We start from the raw sequence: 17975 nt of genomic DNA, 5'->3' as shown, positions 1-17975 counted from the left end.
TCCTCGGGGCGCCCCGTTCCCGGGCCCCGGCCGAGAGCTTGGGGAGGTCCCCGAGCTGGTCAGCCTACTAGCTCTCGGTGACGGAGCGGGACCCTCCGGCGGCGCGCTGTGCACGTGCCGACGCGTAGAGACATACGGCGGCGGCGGTGGCGAGGTTCAGGCTCTCGGCCTTTCCGTGGATGGGGACGCGGACGACGGCGTCGGTGAGGGCGCGGGTCTCCTCGGGCAGACCCCACGCCTCGTTGCCGAAGATCCAGGCGGTGGGGCCGCCCATGGTGCCCTTGTCGAGCTCCTCGTCGAGGTCGCGGTCGCCGGCCCCGTCGGCGGCGAGCAGCCGTACGCCCGCCTCGCGCAGCCCCGTCACGGCCCGTTCGACCGGCACGTTCACGGCGACGGGGAGGTGGAAGTGGGAGCCGACGGAGGCGCGCACGGCCTTGGGGTTGTACAGGTCGACGGAGGCGTCGGTGAGGACGACGGCGTCGGCTCCCGCGGCGTCGGCGCAGCGCAGCACGGTGCCGGCGTTGCCGGGGTCGCGCACATGGGCGAGGACGGCGACGAGGCGGGGACGGGCGACGAGGATCTGCTCGAACGGGGTGTCCAGGAAGCGGCAGACGCCGACCAGGCCCTGCGGGGTGACGGTGGTGGAGATGTCGGCGACGACCTGCTCGGAGGCGAGGTGCACCCGGGCCCCGGCGTCCCGGGCGGCGCCCACGATGTCGGCGTGGCGCCCGGCGGCCTCGGGGGTGGCGAACAGCTCGACGAGCGTGGCGGTGTCCCCGGTGCGGTGCGCGGCGGCCTCGCGGACGGCCTGCGGTCCCTCGGCGAGGAACAGCCGTTCCTTCCCGCGGAAGTTCCGCTTGGCGAGCCGCCGGGCGGCGCTCACGCGGGCGGACCGGGGAGAGATCAGCTCAGGACCGACGGACACCATTTCAGTCACCTTCAGGAAAGACGGCCAGGGGCGCGGGAGCTGCGCGACCAGCCACGACGGGCCCGCAGCCGCCGCCCCGGCCGACGGACAACGACACAGCGCGGGACCCGCAGGCCGAAGCCTGCGGGTCCCGGAAGATCCACGTCGGCACAGGGCCGACGAACCTCACGCAGCCTTGGGCGCGTTCACGTCCGCCGGCAGCGCCTTCTGCGCGACCTCGACGAGCGCGGCGAAGGCGGTGGCGTCGTTGACAGCCAGCTCGGCCAGGATCTTGCGGTCGACCTCGACGTTGGCGGCCTTCAGACCCTGGATGAAGCGGTTGTACGTGATGCCGTTGGCGCGGGCAGCGGCGTTGATGCGCTGGATCCACAGCTGACGGAAGTCGCCCTTGCGCTTCTTGCGGTCGTTGTAGTTGTAGACCAGCGAGTGGGTGACCTGCTCCTTGGCCTTGCGGTACAGGCGCGAGCGCTGACCGCGGTAGCCGGAGGCCTGCTCGAGGATCGCCCGGCGCTTCTTGTGGGCGTTGACTGCCCGCTTGACGCGTGCCACTTGTTAACTCCTTGTAGCGGGGCCGTGGTGGTGCTCACACGGCCCGGAATCGATTGGGTCCCGGTCTGACGTACGTACGGCGCTCACGCGCCGGGGCGTCACTTGCCGAGAAGCTTCTTGATCTTCGCGGCGTCGCCCGGGGCCATCTCGGCGTTGCCGGTGAGGCGACGCGTCACACGGGACGACTTGTGCTCGAGCAGGTGGCGCTTGCCGGCACGCTCGCGGAGCACCTTGCCGGAGCCGGTGATCTTGAAGCGCTTGCTGGCACCGCTGTGCGACTTGTTCTTCGGCATAGCGCCGTTCTCTCCTCGTCGGTGGCGCTCCTGTGCCCGGTCGTGAAACCGGGCACGGTGGAGCGTCGTACTGGTGGGGTTGCTTCCTGGGGCTCGCGCCCCGGGGAGTCACGCCTCGGCCGGCTCCTCGGCCGCCTGGGCGCTGTCCGCGTCCGCGGCGTTCTGCGACTTGCCGGGATTGGCCTTCGCTTCCGCCTTGCGGGCTTCCTGCGCCTGGCGGGCCTCGGCCATCGCCTCGGTCTTCTTCTTGTGCGGACCGAGAACCATGATCATGTTGCGGCCGTCCTGCTTCGGGTTCGACTCGACGAACCCGAGGTCCTGGACGTCCTCCGCGAGCCGCTGCAGCAGCCGGTAGCCGAGCTCCGGCCGGGACTGCTCGCGACCACGGAACATGATCGTGATCTTGACCTTGTCGCCCTGCTTGAGGAACCGGACGACGTGACCCTTCTTGGTGTCGTAGTCGTGCGGGTCGATCTTCGGCCGGAGCTTCATCTCCTTGATGACCGTGTGCGCCTGGTTCTTGCGCGCCTCACGGGCCTTCATGGCCGACTCGTACTTGAACTTCCCGTAGTCCATGAGCTTGCACACGGGCGGACGGGCGTTCGCCGCGACCTCCACGAGGTCGAGGTCGTACTCCTGCGCAAGCTCCAGGGCCTTGGCAAGCGGGACAATCCCGACCTGCTCGCCGCTGGGACCGACAAGTCGCACCTCGGGAACGCGAATCCGGTCGTTGATGCGGGGCTCGGCGCTGATGGATCCTCCTCGGTAGCACCACGCGACGGTCTGGCGGACAGCCGCGTAACGTCTGTGTTCGTTAGACCTAACCGCGCCGAGACACGAAAAATGCCCCGGACGATCACAGGCGGGGCTCCTCGAACTACCGGAGCACCGCCGCAGGGACCGCGGGGCGCGCTTTCGGGCCGGTCGCCGACTCGGGGACGGGACCTGCCTGACCGGTGACCCGCCGCCCTGAGGGCGGCCAGGTGGGAGTTCGAAAGCCTCCACTTGTGGGCCGGGCTCGCGTGCCGTGAGGCATACGGGTCCGACCGGTCGTCCACCAGATTACCAGGATCGCTTGACAAGGGCTAACCGGAGGGCGCCGCACGCCACCGCCTATCGTGTGGGGCATGAGTGAGACCTCCCCCTCGGAGACCCCCGAGACCCCCGGCAGCCCCGACTTCGACGCCATGGCCCGCGACATCGCGGAGGTCCCGGCGGTCGAGGTGATCGTCACGGTCGCCGTCAACCTGATGAGCGCCGCCGCCGTGAAGCTCGGTCTGACCGAGGAGGGCGACACGTACAAGGACCTGGACGAGGCCCGCAAGCTGGTGCACGCGCTCGCCGGTCTGCTGGACGCCTCGGCGACCGAGATCAGCTCGTTCCACGCGGCGCCGCTGCGGGACGGCCTGAAGTCGCTGCAGCTCGCCTTCCGCGAGGCCTCCGTGGTGCCGGACGAGCCGGGCAAGGGGCCGGGCGAGAAGTACACGGGCGCGGTCTACGGCTGACGGCCGGGCGCCCCGGTGCCGGGGCGCCTCCCTTCTTCCTCAGTCACGTACGTACAGGGGCTCGCCGGGAGGCGTCGCCTCGGCCGGCAGGACCGCCAGGTCGAGGCCGCGCACCAGGCGGGCCCTCAGCGTCTCGTCGGCGGCGAGCCGCCGGGCCACCGTGCGGGCGGCCTCGGCGACCGGCGCGGCCGGGTCGAGGACCAGGGCGAGGGTGCCGTCCGCCTGTCCCGGCCCGAGGTGGGCGCGGACGACGGAGGGCTCGGCGGCGACGGCGGTCCGCACGGCCTCGACGACGGCGGGGTCCTCCAGCGGATCGGTGCTGGTGCGGCCCTCGGCGAGGGCGAGCAGCGCGGGCCCGGTCAGTTCGAACGGCACGGGTCCGGCCAGGTCCAGGAGCACCGTGTCCGCCTTCTCGTGCGCGGCGGCCTGGAGCACCTGGTGCAGCGGTACGGCGACGGGGCGGGCCGCCGGGTCCCAGCGGGCGAGGGAGTCGGTGGAGGTGAAGGCGGGCAGCGCGGTGCGGCCGCCGGCCCTCAGCGTCGGCACGGCCATGTCGCTGGTCTTCTCGCGGCGCAGTCCGCTCCCCCGTCGCCCGCCACCACCCTTCCGAGGAGCTTCGCGCCCCTCTTCGTCGCCCTCCTCGACCTCCCCGAGCACGGCGACGACGGGGACGAGCAGCCGGGCGCCCTTGAGCGCCTCCAGGACCGGCCGGACGGCGTTGCCGTCCTCCGCCCAGGCGGCGAGCGCGGCGCTCAGCCGGGGGTCGGCGGATCCGTCGTCGTCGCGGAAGGGGGAGTCGGGGATGTTCTTGTTCGCCACGGTCACCGACCTTAGCGGCCGTGGAAGGGGCGCTCGGACGCGGGCGGAGGGAGCGTGTGGTGACGGACGGGCCGAGGGTGTCGGCGGCGGTGCTGGACCTGGCGGACGGGGAGACGCACGCCTCGGACGACGGGGAGTTCGTGACCGCGAGCGTGGTGAAGGTCGACATCCTGACCGCGCTGCTGCTGACCGCGCGGGACGCCGGACGCGGTCTGACCGCCGCCGAGCGGGCGCACGCGGAGGCGATGATCGTACGCAGCGACAACGACGCGGCGACGGCGCTGTGGCAGGGCGTCGGGCGGGCGGGCGGACTGGACGCGGCGAACGCCCGGCTCGGCCTCGCCCGCACGGTGGCCGACGCGCGCTGGGGACTGACCCGCACGACGGCCGCGGACCGGGTGGCGCTGCTGCGGCAGGTCCTCGCGCCGGACGGGGAGGCGGGCCCGGTGCCGGACGGGCCCGCGCGGGCGTACGTGCGGGAGCTGATGGAGCGGGTCGTGCCGGAGCAGGCCTGGGGCGTGCCGACGCTGGCCGACCCGGACACGCGGTGGGGCGTGAAGAACGGCTGGCTGCCGCGCGACGCGACCGGCCTGTGGGTGGTGAACAGCACGGGGTGGGTGACCGCCGGCGGGCGCGCGTACGCGGTGGCGGTGCTGTCCGACGGCCACGCGTCGCTGGCGGAGGGCGTGGCACGGGTGGAGGCGGCGGCGCGGGACGCCGTGGACGTACTGGCGCGGCGCGGTCAGAAGGTCCGGCTCTCGGGGCGGCGGCCGCGCCACAGGACCACCGCGGCCACCAGAAGCACCCCGCCGGCGCCGCCCGCGAGGGGCGCGGCCCAGTCGGCGGTGTCGTCGCCGGGGGCGTCGGCGTCCGGGCCCGGGCCGAAGTACTCGTCGCCGTACGCCGCCGCCTCGAGGCCCTCCGGCTTCAGCCGGCCGGCGGCCTCGATCGCGGCGGCCGGGTCGACGAAGCCGGAGCCGCGCGAGTCGTCGCGTCCGGCGGCGGGCGCGTTGCGGGCGGTGTCCTCCAGGAGCCGCTTGATCTGTGCGGGGGTCAGGTCCGGGTACGCGGACCTCACCAGGGCGACGGCGCCGGAGACGAACGCGGCGGCGGCGCTGGTGCCCCAGCCCTCGTAGTACTTGTGGTCGGGGTCGGCGATGATCACGTCGACGCCGGGGGCGCTGACCGTCGCGTACCAGCGGCGGGTGGAGAAGGGGGCGCGGGTGCCGTAGCGGTCGACGGCGGTGGCGGCGATGACGCCCGGGTAGGCCGCCGGGTAGGAGATCCGGTCGCCCTTCTCGCCGCCGTTGCCGGCGGAGGCGACGACGACCACGCCCTTGCGCAGGGCGTACTGGATCGCCTCGTCCTCACCCGGCTCCGGGTGAGCGGAGGCGGAGTCGTCGCCGAGGGAGAGGTTGATGACGTCGGCGCCGTGGTCGGCGGCCCAGCGGATGCCTTCGGCGAGGGCGTTGCCGCGGGTGCTGCGGGCCTTGGCGCGGGCCGGGTCGCGGTCCTCGAGGATGACGCGGACGGGGAGGATCTTCGCCTCCGGGGCGACGCCGAGGACGCCGTCGCCGTTGCCCGGGCCGTGGCCGTGGCCGGCGATGATGCCGGCCATGGCGGTGCCGTGGCGGGCCCAGGCCTCGTCGCCCTCGCGCGCGCCGAAGCCGACGAGGTCCTTGCCCTCCAGGACGTTGCCGTCGAGGTCGGGGTGGTCGGCCTCGACGCCGGTGTCCAGGACGGCGACGGTGACGCCCGCGCCGCGCGTGGTGCGCCAGGCCTCCTCGGTGTGCAGGGCCTCCAGGGACCACTGCCGGTCGCGGATGCCGTCGGCGCGCGCGGTGGTCGTGGGGACCAGCACCAGGGCCGCGGCGAGCAGGCCGCCGAGGGCGGCGGGGCGCTTCCTCATGACGGACGCTCCGTGGGGGCGCCGGCCCGCTTGCGCAGGGTGCGTTCGAAGCGGTCGGCGAGGCCGCGGGCCTCGTGGCCGAGGCCCGCCTGCGCGGGGGCGGTGGTGGCGCCGGACCGCATGGCGTCCTCGGCGGGCTGCGGCTCGTCGACGGCACGGCCGTCGGCCCAGCCGGTGACGGCGTAGACCACGACGGGGGCGTCCGTCAGCACGGAGACCGCCCAGGAGGCCCGCTGCTCCGGGCCGAAGCCCTCGGCGGCGGTGTCCTTCGCCGCGTACGGCAGCGGCATCAGGTCGCTGCGGCGGTCCAGGCGTTCACGGTCGAAGCGGCGGGCGAGGGCCTCCATGCCGGCGGCGTCGGCCTCGGTGAACAGCAGGCCGACGGTGGTGACATGGCTCTGCGTGGCGTCGGTGTAGGTGGCGCGCAGCAGGCGCTCGCAGCCGACGGGGGCGAGGACGCGGGCGAGCGGGGCGTCGAAGGCGCCCTTGCAGCCGCTGTCGGGGGCGACGGCGATCCGCGTCCAGACGCGGTCGGCCTCGCCCGGACCCGCGCCCCGGCCCTGGACGGTGGGCGGGAACAGCCGGTCCACGGGGACCTCGTGCCACAGGTCCCCGGCGACCGCGAAGGCGTGCCGGGTGCCCGGGCCCTCGGGTCCGTCGGCGAGCCACGCGCCGGTGACGGCGCCGCCGATCAGTCCGGTGCCGAGGACGAGGCAGACGGCTGCGGCGACGACCTGCCCGCGGGTGCGGCGGGCGAACGGGCGGGGGTGTCTCTCGGGTTCTCCGAAGGACACGGCGGCGGGACGTCCGCCGCCGGGAACCCCGCCCGGGGGCATGGGCGCGCTCCAGGACAGCGCGGGGTCCGGCTCCGCCGGGACGGGGCGCAGCCGGGTGGTCGTCTCGGACGCGCCCTCGGCACGGGGGCGGTGCGCGGGGCGCGGCGGCGCGGAGGGGGCGGGGCGGGCGGAGGGCACGCCTCGCCCGACGGCGGGCGGCGCGTCGGGAAAGCGGGCGGACGCCCGGGGCGGCGGGGGCGCGGTGCGGCCGGGGGCGTCGGCGCCGACGCGGGGGAGACGGGGGCGCTCGGACGCGCCGCCGGAGGTGGTGGGGGTGACGGCGCGGTCATCGGCACGGTCGCCGGCCGGGGGGTACGGCGGTTCGGCGTTCCCCGAGCCGGTGGGTCCGCGCTCGCCGGACGTGGCGGGGGGCGTGACCGGGCGGCCGGTGGAACCGTCGCCGCTGGGGCGGAACGTCGGCCCGGCGCCGGCAGTGCCGGTGGCTTCGCGGTCGCCGAACCCGCCGGTGGCGGGACGCGGGGTCCCGGCGCTGCCCGCGCCGTCGGCTTCGCGGTCGCCCCATGCTCCGGGCGCCCCGTACGCCCGTCCGTCCCGGCCGGCGCCCGTGTCCCCCGCGCCGGACGGGTCCCGTCCGTCCGGTGCGGAGCGCGGGGCGCCCATGTGGCCGGTGTCGTCAGGGGCGGACCGGTCCGGCTGCTCCGGGGGCGGCGGAGGCGTGTCGTCCAGGGGGGTGCGGGGGTCGAAGGGCCCCGGGTCGCCCGCGGTGCGGGGGGCGTGGGACGGGCGCGGGGGGAGGGAGGCGCGGCGCGCTTCCGTGCTCATGCACCCCCCGTTTCCTCGTGCCCGGGCCGGTCCTCGTCGTCCGCGGCCGGTGTGTCGCTGCCAGGTGGCCCGGCGCGGACGCGTCCCGGGCACAGATACCCGCACGGCCGGCGCGTCATCCGCCCGGACGGCCGGGCCGGCCCCGTGCCGCCGTGCGTGCGCGTCACTCTACGGCGTGCCGCGGCTCGTACGGGAACCAGTCGGCAGGCCCGCGGCATCTGCCCGGAACGTCCCCCTACCCTGCGGTAATCCGGTCTGGCAGGCTGCCGTCATGACTGCGCGCGCCGCCGACCGGGCCCGTTACGACCGGGCCACCGCTCAGTTCGACGCCCCCGTCGCGATCGTGGACCTGGAGGCCTTCGACGCCAACGCGGACGATCTGGTCCGCCGTGCCGGGGGCAAGCCGATCCGGGTCGCCAGCAAGTCCGTGCGCTGCCGGGCGCTGCTCGAACGGGTCCTGGCCCGTGAGGGTTTCGCGGGCATCATGTCGTTCACGCTCGCCGAGTCGCTGTGGCTGGCCCGCTCCGGTTTCGACGACGTCCTCCTCGCCTATCCGTCCGCCGACCGCGCCGGGTACGCCGAACTCGCCTCCGACGCCGAGCTCGCCGCCGCCGTCACCGTCATGATCGACGACCCGGCGCAGCTCGACCTGATCGACGCGGCGCGGGCCGGCGGCGGCGAAGTGGTGCGGGTGTGCCTGGAGTTGGACACCTCGCTCAGGCTGCTGGGCGGACGCGTGCGGATCGGCGCCCGCCGTTCCCCGCTGCACTCCCCCGCCCAGGTCGCCGAGGTGGCCCGCGCGGTGGCCCGGCGGCCGGGGTTCGAGGTCGTGGGCGTCATGGCGTACGAGGGGCATGTGGCCGGGGTCGGGGACGCGGTGGCCGGGCGGCCGCTGCGGTCCCGCGCGGTGCGGCTGATGCAGGCCGTCGCGCGGCGTGAACTCGCCGAGCGGCGGGCCGCGGTGGTGGAGGCGGTCCGGGAGGTCGTGCCGGACCTGGAGTTCGTCAACGGCGGCGGCACGGGCAGCGTGCAGCACACGGCGGCCGAGGACGCGGTGACCGAGATCGCGGCCGGGTCGGGGCTGTACGTGCCGCGGTTGTTCGACAACTACACGTCGTTCAGGGGGCGTCCGGCAGCGCTGTTCGCCCTGCCGGTGGTACGGCGGCCCGGGGTCGGCGTGGTGACGGTGCTGGGCGGCGGCTACCCGGCGTCCGGCGCGCCCGGCGCGGACCGGCTGCCGGTGCCGTACCTCCCGGAGGGGCTGCGCCACGACCCGCAGGAGGGGGCCGGCGAGGTGCAGACGCCGCTGCTGGGGCCGGTCGCCGACGACCTGCTGATCGGCGACAAGGTGTGGTTCCGGCACGCCAAGGCGGGCGAGCTGTGCGAGCGGTTCGACGCGCTGCACCTGGTGGAGGGCGATGCCGTGACGGCGACCGTGCCGACGTACCGGGGCGAGGGGCGCACGTTCCTGTAGGGCTCAGCCGGTGGGACCGATGCTGCTGCCGACCCCGCCCCCGGAGGACTGGTCGGCGACGGAGCGGATGCCCTCGGCGATGCGGTCCATGTCGGCCAGGGGCGGTCCCTCCGGGCCCGCCTCGAAGACGAACCGGACGAGGACCGGGGACTCGGTGCCGACGCCGGACGGGAAGACGAGGGACTGGACGTGGCCGCCGGGTCCCTCGGCGGTGGTCACCCGCCAGCGCACCAGGTACCCGGCGCGGCCCGCCACCGCGACCGGGCCCGCCTTCACGACCTGGTGGGACGTCATGCCGCCGTAGGGGCGGCGGCCGAGGGCGTCCTCGTCGAAGGCCTCCTCGGCGGCTTCGGGGACGTCCGCCTCGGCGAGGGCGCGCGGCGAGGACTCGTCGGTGGCGGTCACCGTGCGGGAGACGACGAGGCCGCCGCGGCAGAGGGTGCCCTCGCCGGGGCAGCCGTGGGTGCCGTCGGTGGTCATGACGGCGTCCTTCTCCACCACGTGCCGCGGCCGGACCCAGCCGTCGAGGAGCGGGAACGTGACGCCGTTCAGCTCGTCCACGACCACGCCCTCGTCCTGGGGAGCGGGCTCGGAGGCGGACGGCGAGGGTGACGGTTCCGTCGTCGGTCCCGCGGTGGGCGCGGGCGCGGTCGGGTTGGGGCCGGTACGGGCCTGCGGATCCTCCCCGTCGCGGGTGAGCGCCACCGCCCCGGCGACGACGGCGGCGACCAGCGCGGCCCCGGCGACGGTCAGGGCGACGGCCTTGGCCCCGCCGGAGCCGCCGGTACCACCATCTCCACCACCGGGCCCGCCCGGGACGCCGGGACTCCCCGGCCCCGCGTGGAAGCCCGGTGCGCCGGGAACGCCGAAGCCGCCCGGACCGGCAGGCCCGCCGCCGATCGCCCCCGGCCCCTGTCCCCGCGGGAGCGGCGGCGCAGGCGCCGGTGTGCGGCGGTGGCCGGTCCAGGCCGTGCCGTCCCACCAGCGCTCCAGGTGGGGGGCGTGCGGGTCTCGGTACCAGCCGGGTGGGGGCGTCGTACTCATCCGGGCACTGTAACGACGGACGCCGTCACCGTGGGGCGGCCGCTACAGCGGCGTGACGTACGCCCCCGAGATGCCGCCGTCGACGAGGAAGTCGGTGGCGTTGACGAAGGAGGAGTCGTCGCTGGCCAGGAAGGCGACGGCGGCGGCGATCTCCTCGGCCTCGGCGAACCGGCCGAGCGGGATGTGCACCAGCCGGCGCGCGGCCCGCTCCGGGTCCTCGGCGAACAGCTCCTGCAGCAGCGGGGTGTTGACCGGCCCGGGGCACAGCGCGTTGACCCGGATGCCCTCCCGCGCGAACTGCACGCCCAGCTCCCGTGACAGGGCGAGGACGCCGCCCTTGGAGGCGGTGTACGAGATCTGCGAGGTGGCCGCGCCCATGCGGGCCACGAAGCTCGCGGTGTTGACGATGGAGCCCTTGCCCTGCTCCCGCATGTAGGGGATGGCGGCCTTGCAGCACAGGTAGACGGAGGTCAGGTTGACCTCCTGGACCCGCTTCCACGCCTCGAGGCCCGTCTCCAGGATGGAGTCGTCGTCGGGCGGCGAGATGCCCGCGTTGTTGAACGCGACGTCGACGCTGCCGTACGTCTCGTACGCCGTGCGGAACAGCGCCTCGACCTGTCCGGGGTCGGTGACGTCGGTGTTGACGTAGATCCCGCCGGTCTCCTCGGCGGCGGCCTTGCCGCGGACCTCGTCGACGTCCGCGCAGACCACGCGGGCCCCCTCGGAGGCGAGCCGGCGCGCGGACGCGAGACCGATGCCGCTGCCGGCTCCGGTGACGACGGCGGTGCGGCCGGCCAGGCGGCGGCAGATGATGTCCTCGCTCATGTGCGGTCAGGCCTCCGTGCTGATGAAGACGTTCTTGGTCTCGGTGAAGGCGGTCAGGGCGTCCGGCCCCAGCTCACGGCCCACGCCGGACTGTTTGAACCCGCCGAAGGGAGTCCAGTAGCGGACGCCGGCATGGGAGTTGACGGACAGGTTCCCGGCGCGCACGGCGCGGGAGACGCGCAGGGCGCGGCCGACGTCGCGGGTCCACAGCGAGCCGGCGAGGCCGTAGTCGGTGGCGTTGGCGAGGCGGACGGCGTCGGCCTCGTCGTCGAAGGGGAGGACGACGGCGACGGGGCCGAAGACCTCCTCGACGGCGACGCGCGCGCCGGGGTCGACGCCGGTGAGGACGGTCGGCGGGAACCAGTGGCCGGGGCCCTCGGGGGCCTTGCCGCGGATGCCGTCGTGGCCGTCGGGGACGTAGGAGCGGACGCGGTCGAGCTGGGTGCGGGAGATCAGCGGGCCCATGTCCACGTCCTCGTCGCGGGCCGGGTCGCCGACGCGGACGGCCTCGATCGCGGGGGCGAGCAGCTCCAGGAAGCGGTCGTGGACGGAGCGCTCGACGAGGATGCGGGTGCGGGCGCAGCAGTCCTGTCCGGCGTTGTCGAGGAAGGACATGGGGGCAGCGGCCGCGGCGGCCTCCAGGTCGGCGTCGGCGAAGACGATGTTGGGGCTCTTGCCGCCGAGTTCGAGGGTGACCCGCTTGAGGCGGGCGGCCCCCTCGGCCCACACCCGCTTGCCGACGGCCGTCGAACCGGTGAACACGATCTTGGCGACGCCGGGGTGTTCGACGAGGGCGTTGCCGGCGACCGTTCCGTGGCCGGGGAGCACCTGGAACAGGTCCTCGGGGAGCCCCGCCTCCAGGGCGAGTCCGGCGAGGCGCAGGGCGGTGAGGGGGGTGGTCTCGGCGGGTTTGAGGAGGACCGCGTTGCCGGCGGCGAGGGCGGGCGCGGCGCCCCAGGCCGCGATGGGCATGGGGAAGTTCCAGGGGGCGATGACGCCGACGACGCCGAGGGGCTCGAGGAAGGTGACGTCGACGCCGCCCGGGACCGGGATCTGCCGGCCGGTGAGGCGTTCCACTCCGCCGGCCGCGTAGTCGAGCAGGTCGCGGACGTTGCCCGCCTCCCAGCGGGCGTTGCCGAGGGTGTGGCCGGCCTCGCGGACCTCCAGCCGGGCGAGTTCCTCGACGTGGTCGTCGACGGCGGCGGCGAACCGGCGCAGCAGGCGGGCGCGTTCGCCGGGCGCGAGGGCGGCCCAGGCGGTCTGCGCGCGGGTGGCGCGGGTGACGGCGGCGTCCACGTCGGCGGGGCTCGCGGCCGGGACGGTGGCGATGACCTCCTCGGTGGCGGGGTTGTGCACCTGGAGCTCGGCGGGCTGGTCGGACACTCGGGGCCTCACATGCGTTCGAAGGAGCGGCGCAGCTCCCAGTCGGTGACCGCGGCGTCGAAGGCGTCGGTCTCGACGCGCGCCATGGTGCGGTAGTGGGCGACGACCTCCTCCCCGAAGGCCGCCTCGGCGATCTCGCTGCGCTCCCACAGCTCGGCGGCCTCGCGCAGGGTGGTGGGGACGTGCTCGAAACCGGCGGTGTAGGCGTTGCCCGTGCAGGGCTCGGGCAGGTCCAGACGGTGCTCGATGCCGTACAGGCCTGCGGCGACCATGCCGGCCACGGCGAGGTAGGGGTTGACGTCGCCGCCGGGCAGCCGGTTCTCGAAGCGCAGGGAGCTGCCGTGGCCGACCACGCGGAGCGCGCAGGTGCGGTTGTCGTGGCCCCAGGCGACGGCGGTCGGGGCGAAGGAGCCGGGCTGGAACCGCTTGTAGCTGTTGATGTGCGGGGCGTAGAGCAGGGAGAACTCGCGGAGCGCGGCGAGCTGTCCGGCGAGGAAGTGCCGCATCACCTCGGACATGCTGTCCGGGTCCTCCGGGGAGTCCGGCATGGCGCTCCCCCCGCCGAGGTCGGCGAGCGAGAGGTGGATGTGGCAGGAGTTGCCCTCGCGTGCGTCGTACTTGGCCATGAAGGTGATCGAGACGCCCTCCTGGGCGGCGATCTCCTTGGCGCCGGTCTTGTAGACCGCGTGCTGGTCGCAGGTGACCAGGGCCTCGTCGTAGCGGAAGACGATCTCGTGCTGGCCGGGGCTGCACTCGCCCTTGGCGGACTCGACGGTGAGGCCGGCGCCCGCCATCTCGTTGCGGATGCGGCGCAGCAGGGGCTCGACGCGTCCGGTGCCGAGCACGGAGTAGTCGACGTTGTACTGGTTGGCCGGGGTGAGGCCGCGGTAGCCAGCGTCCCAGGCCTGCTCGTAGGTGTCCTTGAAGACGATGAACTCCAGCTCCGTGCCGGCCTGGGCGGTGTAGCCGAGGGCGGCGAGCCGGTCGAGCTGCCGGCGCAGCACCTGCCGGGGCGCGGCGGCCACCGGGGAACCGTCGGCCCAGGCCAGGTCGGCGACGACCATGGCGGTGCCCTCGTTCCAGGGGACGCGGCGCAGGGTGTCCAGGTCGGGGTACATGGCGAAGTCGCCGTAGCCGGTCTCCCAGGAGGACATGGCGTAGCCGTCGACGGTGTTCATGTCGGCGTCGACGGCGAGCAGGTAGGTGCAGCCCTCGGTGCCGTGGTGGAGGACCTCGTCGAGGAAGAAGCGGGCGGCGAACCGCTTGCCCTGGAGACGCCCTTGCATGTCGGGGAAGGCCAGGACGACAGTGTCGATCTCGCCGCCCGCGACGAGGGCGTGCAGCTCCTCGACGGGAAGCGGGGGTGTGCGGTCTGCCACGGGAGGGCCTCCTCGGGCTTCTTCGGTCAGCCGGGAGCCATAAGGTATTGCTGGGAACCATTGCTTGGGAAGGGGGCGCGACCAGATGCCGGAGGATGCGGTCGGCGCGGTCGGGGACCGGCTGGCGCCGGTGCTGCGGCAGGTCCGTGCGGGCAACGGCTTCGAGGAGGCGCTGGAGCAGATCCTCCAGGTGATGCGGCTGGGCCTGGTGGCGGGCGGGGAGCGGCTGCCGGCCGAGCGGGAGCTGGCGGGGCGGCTGGGGATCAGCCGGGTGACGCTGCGCGAGGTGCTGAAGGTGCTCCAGGACCAGGGCCTGGTGGAGTCGCGGCGCGGCCGGTACGGCGGAACGTTCGTGCTGCCCCGCCCGACGGACGCCGGCGAGGAGGAGCTGCGGCGGCGGATCGCCGAGGTGGACATCGAGGACGTGCTGCGCTTCCGGGAGGTGCTGGAGGTGGGTGCGGCGGAACTGTGCGCGGTGCACGGGCCGGCCGGGGAGCGGGCGGGGCGGCTGCGGGAGGCGCTGGCGCGCACGCAGGAGGCGCCGCTGGGCGACTACCGGCGGGCGGACACGCTGTTCCACCTCACGCTGGCGGAGCTGTCCGGCTCGCCGACGCTGACCGCGCAGTACGCGGCGGTGCGGGCGACGGTGAACGACCTGCTGGACTGCATCCCGCTGCTGGTGCGCAACCTGGAGCACTCGCAGCGGCAGCACGCAGCGCTGGTCGAGGCGGTGCTGGAGGGGGACGCGGACGGGGCGCGTGAGGTGATGCGGGAGCACTGCGCGGGGACGGCGGCGCTGTTGCGGGGGTTCCTCGCCTGACGGCGTGGCGCGCGGGCCCGGGCAGGGTTTGCCGCGGCTTGACGCACGGGGGTTGCGCTCGCGTCGGGTGCGCCGCGAAGGTATGGGCCCACAAAGGTCCGGATCCGTTCCATTACCGCCTTCCGTGCCACACCGCCTCCTGGGGAGCCGTGCCGTGAGCCTTCCGTCCGCATCCCGTGAACCCGCCGGTGAGCCCGACGACTACCTGGAGCGCCGGAAGCTGCGCCGGGGCAGCGCCGGCTGGCTGCTGCTGACCGGCCTCGGCGTCGCCTACGTGGTGTCCGGCGACTACTCCGGCTGGAACTTCGGCCTGGCCGAGGGCGGCTTCGGCGGCCTGGCGATCGCCGTGGTCCTGATGGGCGCCATGTACACCTGCATGGTGTTCGCGCTCGCCGAACTCTCGTCGATCCTGCCCACGGCGGGCGGCGGCTACGGCTTCGCCCGCCGGGCGCTCGGCCCGTGGGGCGGCTTCCTCACCGGCACCGCCATCCTCATCGAGTACGTCCTCGCGCCGGCCGCGATCTCCGTCTTCATCGGCGACTACGTCGAGTCGCTCGGCCTGTTCGGCCTGGAGTCGGGCTGGCCGGTGTACCTGGTCTGCTTCCTCGTCCTCACCGGCATCCACCTGTGGGGCGTGGGCGAGGCGCTGCGGTTCAGCTTCGTCGTCACCGGCATCGCGGTGGCCGCGCTGGTGGTGTTCGCGCTGGCGGCGCTGCCGGAGTTCGACGCGTCCTCGCTGGACGACATCCCGGTGGACTCCTCGGCGTTCGGCGCGAGTTCCTGGCTGCCGATGGGGCTGCTCGGGATCTGGGCGGCGTTCCCGTTCGGCATGTGGTTCTTCCTCGGCGTCGAGGGCGTGCCGCTGGCGGCCGAGGAGACCCGGGAGCCGGCCCGTACGCTGCCGCGCGCGATCCGCTGGTCGATGGGCGTCCTGGTGGTGCTGGCCCTGATGACCTTCCTCACGGCGGCCGGGGCGCGCGGCTCGTCCGCGATCCAGGACGCGGGCAACCCGCTGGTGGAGGCGCTCCAGCCGGACGGCGAGGCGACGGTGCTGAGCAGGATCGTGAACTACGCGGGACTCGCGGGTCTGATCGCGTCGTTCTTCTCCCTCGTCTACGCCGGTTCGCGGCAGTTGTTCGCGCTGTCCCGGGCGGGCTACCTGCCGCGGTTCCTGTCGCTGACCAGCAGCAGGCGCGCACCCTACCTCGGGCTGCTCGTGCCCGGGGCGATCGGGTTCGCGCTGGCCGCGAGCACGGGCGACGGGGCGCGGATGCTGAACATCGCCGTGTTCGGTGCGACGATCTCCTACGCGCTGATGTCGCTGTCGCACATCGTGCTGCGGCGCCGGGAGCCGGAGCTGCCGCGGCCGTACCGGACTCCGGGCGGGGCGCTGACCTCGTCGGTGGCGCTGGTGCTGGCCTGCGCTGCGCTGGTGGCGACGTTCCTGGTGGACGTGACGGCGGCGTTCGTCGCGCTGGCGGTGTACGTCGTGGCGCTGGCCTACTTCGGGCTGTACAGCCGCAGGCGCCTGGTGGCGAAGGCGCCGGAGGAGGAGTTCGCGGCGCTGGCGGCGGCCGAGGCGGAGCTGGCACGGGACTGAGGAAGAGGAGGTGCCCGGGTGCCGGGCAGACCGCTGATCGGCATCAGTACGTACGCGGAGTCGGGCGTGCGGTGGGGTGTGTGGCAGCTGGACGCCGCGCTGCTGCCGGCCGGCTGTCCGCGGCTGGTGCAGCGGTCGGGCGGACTGGCGGCGATGCTCACGCCGGACGCGCCGGAGCACGCGGCGGCCGCCGTGGCCCGGCTGGACGGCCTGGTCGTCGCGGGCGGTCCGGACGTGGAGCCCGTCCACTACGGCGCCGAGCCCGGCCCGCGCACCGGGCCGCCCGCCCGGGAACGGGACGCCTGGGAGCCGGCGCTGATCCGGGCCGCCCTGGAGCGGGGCGTGCCGCTGCTCGGCATCTGCCGCGGCATGCACCTGCTGAACGTCGCCCTGGGCGGCACCCTCGTCCAGCACATCGACGGCCACGCGGAGGCGCCGGGCGTCTTCGGCCGCCACCCGGTCAAGCCGGTCCCGGGCACGCGGTACGCCGACGCCGTCCCCGAGGAGACGGCGGTCCCGGCCCACCACCACCAGGCGGTCGACCGCCTCGGCACCGGCCTGATCCCGTCCGCGTACGCGGAGGACGGCACGGTGGAGGCCGTCGAACGGTTCGGGGGGCACTGGGTGATGGGGGTGCAGTGGCATCCGGAGATGGGTGAGGACGAGCGCGTCGTCCGTGCGCTGATCACGGCGGCGGTCTGACGGCGGGGCGCCGTCCGCCCCTCGCCCCGTCCCGGCCGTCAGCCGCGGGTGAGGGAGAGGAGGTCGCGGGCCGGGCCCGTGGGACGGTGGCCCGTCGGCCAGACCGCGCGCAGGTCGCGGGCCAGGGCGACCGCCTGGACCGGGATGCGTACCAGGCGCCGCATCCCCAGCTCCTCCCCCACCGCCAGCTCGCTCAGCACCGCGGGGCCCGCGCCGCCGACCGCCGCCGCCTTCACCGCCGTCGTCGAGGACAGCTCGATCAGCGGGCGCGCCAGCCCGCCCAGCGCCGCGTCCAGCACCTGCCGGGTACCGGAGCCCTCCTCGCGCAGCACCAGCGGGGTGGCCGCCAGTTCCTCCGCCGCGAGCGGGCGCCTGCGGCGGGCCCAGGGGTGCGAGGGGGCCGTGACCACGACCAGCCGGTCGTGGGCGATCACCGCGGAGTCCAGTCCGGCCGGCACCGTCAGCCCCTCCACGAACCCGAGGTCCGCCTCCCCCGCCAGCAGCCGCTCCGCGACCGCCGTCGAGTTGCCGGCGAGCAGCGACACCGCTGTGTCCGGCCGCTGCGCGCGCAGGGCGACCAGCCACCCGGGCAGCAGGTACTCGGCGATCGTCATGCTCGCGGCGACCCGCAGCCGTGAGTCCCTGCGGTCCCGCAGCGCCTGCGCACCCGCGTCGAACGCCTCCGCCGCCTCGACGATCCGGCGGGCCCAGTCGGTGACCAGGGCGCCCGCAGCGGTGAGGCGGGACCCGCGCGGCGAGCGGTCGACGAGGGCGACGCCGAGCTGCCGTTCCATCGACCGGATCCGGCTGCTCGCGGCGGGCTGGGTGATCCCCAGCTCGCGCGCCGCCCGGCCCAGACTCCCCACCCGCGCCACGGCGAGCAGCAGCTCGAGCGCGCCGAGGTCGGGCACCCGGTGCGCCAGCGAACCGGCGCCCGCGGACCGTTCGCCGCCGCGATCGTCCGTTCTGCTCATAAGCCCAGCTTATGCAACGACCGCCGCACGCCCGGACGAGCGCCCGCACGGGACGGGGCCCGGTCGGCGGCCGGGCCCCGTCCCGCCGGCCACGGACCCGGGCGACCGCCGTCCCCGCCGGCCCGGCGGATCCAGGGACACCCCGTCGGACG

At 74.9% G+C, this 17975-nt stretch carries 17 protein-coding genes and 1 pseudogene; 6 read left to right on the top strand and 12 right to left on the bottom strand.

All coding sequences use genetic code 11. The features are described from left to right. Positions 1-67: 67 nt before the first annotated feature. The 4 genes from C1708_RS26460 to infC all read right to left on the bottom strand — a co-directional run bounded on the left by C1708_RS26460 (position 68) and on the right by infC (position 2523). Complete coding sequence (locus C1708_RS26460) at positions 68-928, bottom strand: TrmH family RNA methyltransferase (protein WP_106415034.1); 861 nt, start codon at positions 926-928, stop codon at positions 68-70. Positions 929-1093: 165 nt separating this feature from the next. Beyond that, a complete protein-coding gene (gene rplT, locus C1708_RS26455; RefSeq protein ID WP_004933571.1) occupies positions 1094-1477 on the bottom strand; it encodes a 50S ribosomal protein L20 in 384 nt (127 codons plus the stop codon). 98 nt (positions 1478-1575) lie between these two features. After that, positions 1576-1770, bottom strand: coding sequence for a 50S ribosomal protein L35 (gene rpmI / locus C1708_RS26450; RefSeq protein WP_003977225.1), 195 nt, complete (start codon positions 1768-1770; stop codon positions 1576-1578). Positions 1771-1878: 108 nt separating this feature from the next. After that, on the bottom strand, positions 1879-2523 hold the full coding sequence (gene infC / locus C1708_RS26445) for a translation initiation factor IF-3 (protein WP_106416495.1): 645 nt from the start codon (positions 2521-2523) through the stop codon (positions 1879-1881). A 374-nt stretch (positions 2524-2897) separates the two neighbouring features. Between infC and C1708_RS26440 the strand changes: the two genes are divergently transcribed. Further along, a complete protein-coding gene (locus tag C1708_RS26440) occupies positions 2898-3275 on the top strand; it encodes a DUF1844 domain-containing protein (protein ID WP_106415033.1) in 378 nt (125 codons plus the stop codon). 39 nt (positions 3276-3314) lie between these two features. On the opposite strand, the gene C1708_RS26435 is transcribed toward C1708_RS26440, so the two are convergent. Then, positions 3315-4094, bottom strand: a complete 780-nt coding sequence (locus tag C1708_RS26435; RefSeq protein ID WP_106416494.1) for an SseB family protein — start codon at positions 4092-4094, stop codon at positions 3315-3317. Positions 4095-4339: 245 nt separating this feature from the next. On the opposite strand from C1708_RS26435, the pseudogene C1708_RS35885 reads away from it, so the two are divergent. Beyond that, positions 4340-4762, top strand: a pseudogene (locus tag C1708_RS35885) (serine hydrolase); the annotation flags it as partial. Positions 4763-4836: 74 nt separating this feature from the next. Here C1708_RS35885 and mycP read toward each other — a convergent pair. Together mycP and C1708_RS35880 are read right to left on the bottom strand one after the other, a co-directional pair. Beyond that, complete coding sequence (mycP, locus tag C1708_RS26425) at positions 4837-6003, bottom strand: type VII secretion-associated serine protease mycosin (RefSeq protein ID WP_106415032.1); 1167 nt, start codon at positions 6001-6003, stop codon at positions 4837-4839. Further along, positions 6000-7622, bottom strand: coding sequence for a hypothetical protein (locus C1708_RS35880; RefSeq protein WP_342210914.1), 1623 nt, complete (start codon positions 7620-7622; stop codon positions 6000-6002). Before C1708_RS35880 ends, mycP begins: the two co-directional genes overlap by 4 nt. 271 nt (positions 7623-7893) lie before the next feature. Between C1708_RS35880 and C1708_RS26415 the strand changes: the two genes are divergently transcribed. Further along, positions 7894-9096: an amino acid deaminase/aldolase gene (locus tag C1708_RS26415; protein WP_106415031.1), complete on the top strand. Its 1203-nt coding sequence runs from the start codon at positions 7894-7896 to the stop codon at positions 9094-9096. A gap of 3 nt (positions 9097-9099) precedes the next feature. On the opposite strand, the gene C1708_RS26410 is transcribed toward C1708_RS26415, so the two are convergent. Genes C1708_RS26410 through C1708_RS26395 form a run of 4 tightly spaced genes read right to left on the bottom strand, consistent with a single transcriptional unit; the run spans position 9100 to position 13727 of the window. After that, complete coding sequence (locus tag C1708_RS26410) at positions 9100-10140, bottom strand: DUF2510 domain-containing protein (protein ID WP_106415030.1); 1041 nt, start codon at positions 10138-10140, stop codon at positions 9100-9102. A 42-nt stretch (positions 10141-10182) separates the two neighbouring features. Beyond that, on the bottom strand, positions 10183-10965 hold the full coding sequence (locus C1708_RS26405) for a 3-oxoacyl-ACP reductase (RefSeq protein WP_106415029.1): 783 nt from the start codon (positions 10963-10965) through the stop codon (positions 10183-10185). A gap of 6 nt (positions 10966-10971) precedes the next feature. Next, complete coding sequence (locus tag C1708_RS26400) at positions 10972-12348, bottom strand: aldehyde dehydrogenase family protein (protein WP_106415028.1); 1377 nt, start codon at positions 12346-12348, stop codon at positions 10972-10974. A gap of 8 nt (positions 12349-12356) precedes the next feature. Next, entirely contained in the window at positions 12357-13727 is a 1371-nt protein-coding gene (locus tag C1708_RS26395) for a glutamine synthetase family protein (RefSeq protein WP_106415027.1), read from the bottom strand. 85 nt (positions 13728-13812) lie between these two features. Here C1708_RS26395 and C1708_RS26390 point away from each other — a divergent pair, with 85 nt between their 5' ends. The 3 genes from C1708_RS26390 (at position 13813) to C1708_RS26380 (ending at position 16849) form a co-directional block, all read left to right on the top strand. Beyond that, entirely contained in the window at positions 13813-14547 is a 735-nt protein-coding gene (locus C1708_RS26390; RefSeq protein WP_106415026.1) for a FadR/GntR family transcriptional regulator, read from the top strand. Positions 14548-14629: 82 nt separating this feature from the next. Beyond that, on the top strand, positions 14630-16147 hold the full coding sequence (eat, locus tag C1708_RS26385; protein ID WP_391663278.1) for an ethanolamine permease: 1518 nt from the start codon (positions 14630-14632) through the stop codon (positions 16145-16147). A gap of 18 nt (positions 16148-16165) precedes the next feature. Then, on the top strand, positions 16166-16849 hold the full coding sequence (locus tag C1708_RS26380; protein ID WP_106415024.1) for a gamma-glutamyl-gamma-aminobutyrate hydrolase family protein: 684 nt from the start codon (positions 16166-16168) through the stop codon (positions 16847-16849). 38 nt (positions 16850-16887) lie between these two features. Here the strand turns inward: C1708_RS26380 and C1708_RS26375 are convergent, their stop codons facing one another. Then, entirely contained in the window at positions 16888-17823 is a 936-nt protein-coding gene (locus C1708_RS26375; RefSeq protein WP_106415023.1) for a LysR substrate-binding domain-containing protein, read from the bottom strand. Positions 17824-17975 lie beyond the last annotated feature (152 nt).

It is taken from the genome of Streptomyces sp. DH-12, assembly GCF_002899455.1.
Classification (GTDB): domain Bacteria; phylum Actinomycetota; class Actinomycetes; order Streptomycetales; family Streptomycetaceae; genus Streptomyces.
Note: the sequence above shows the minus strand (reverse complement) of the source record. Positions and strands in the feature narration are given on the sequence as shown.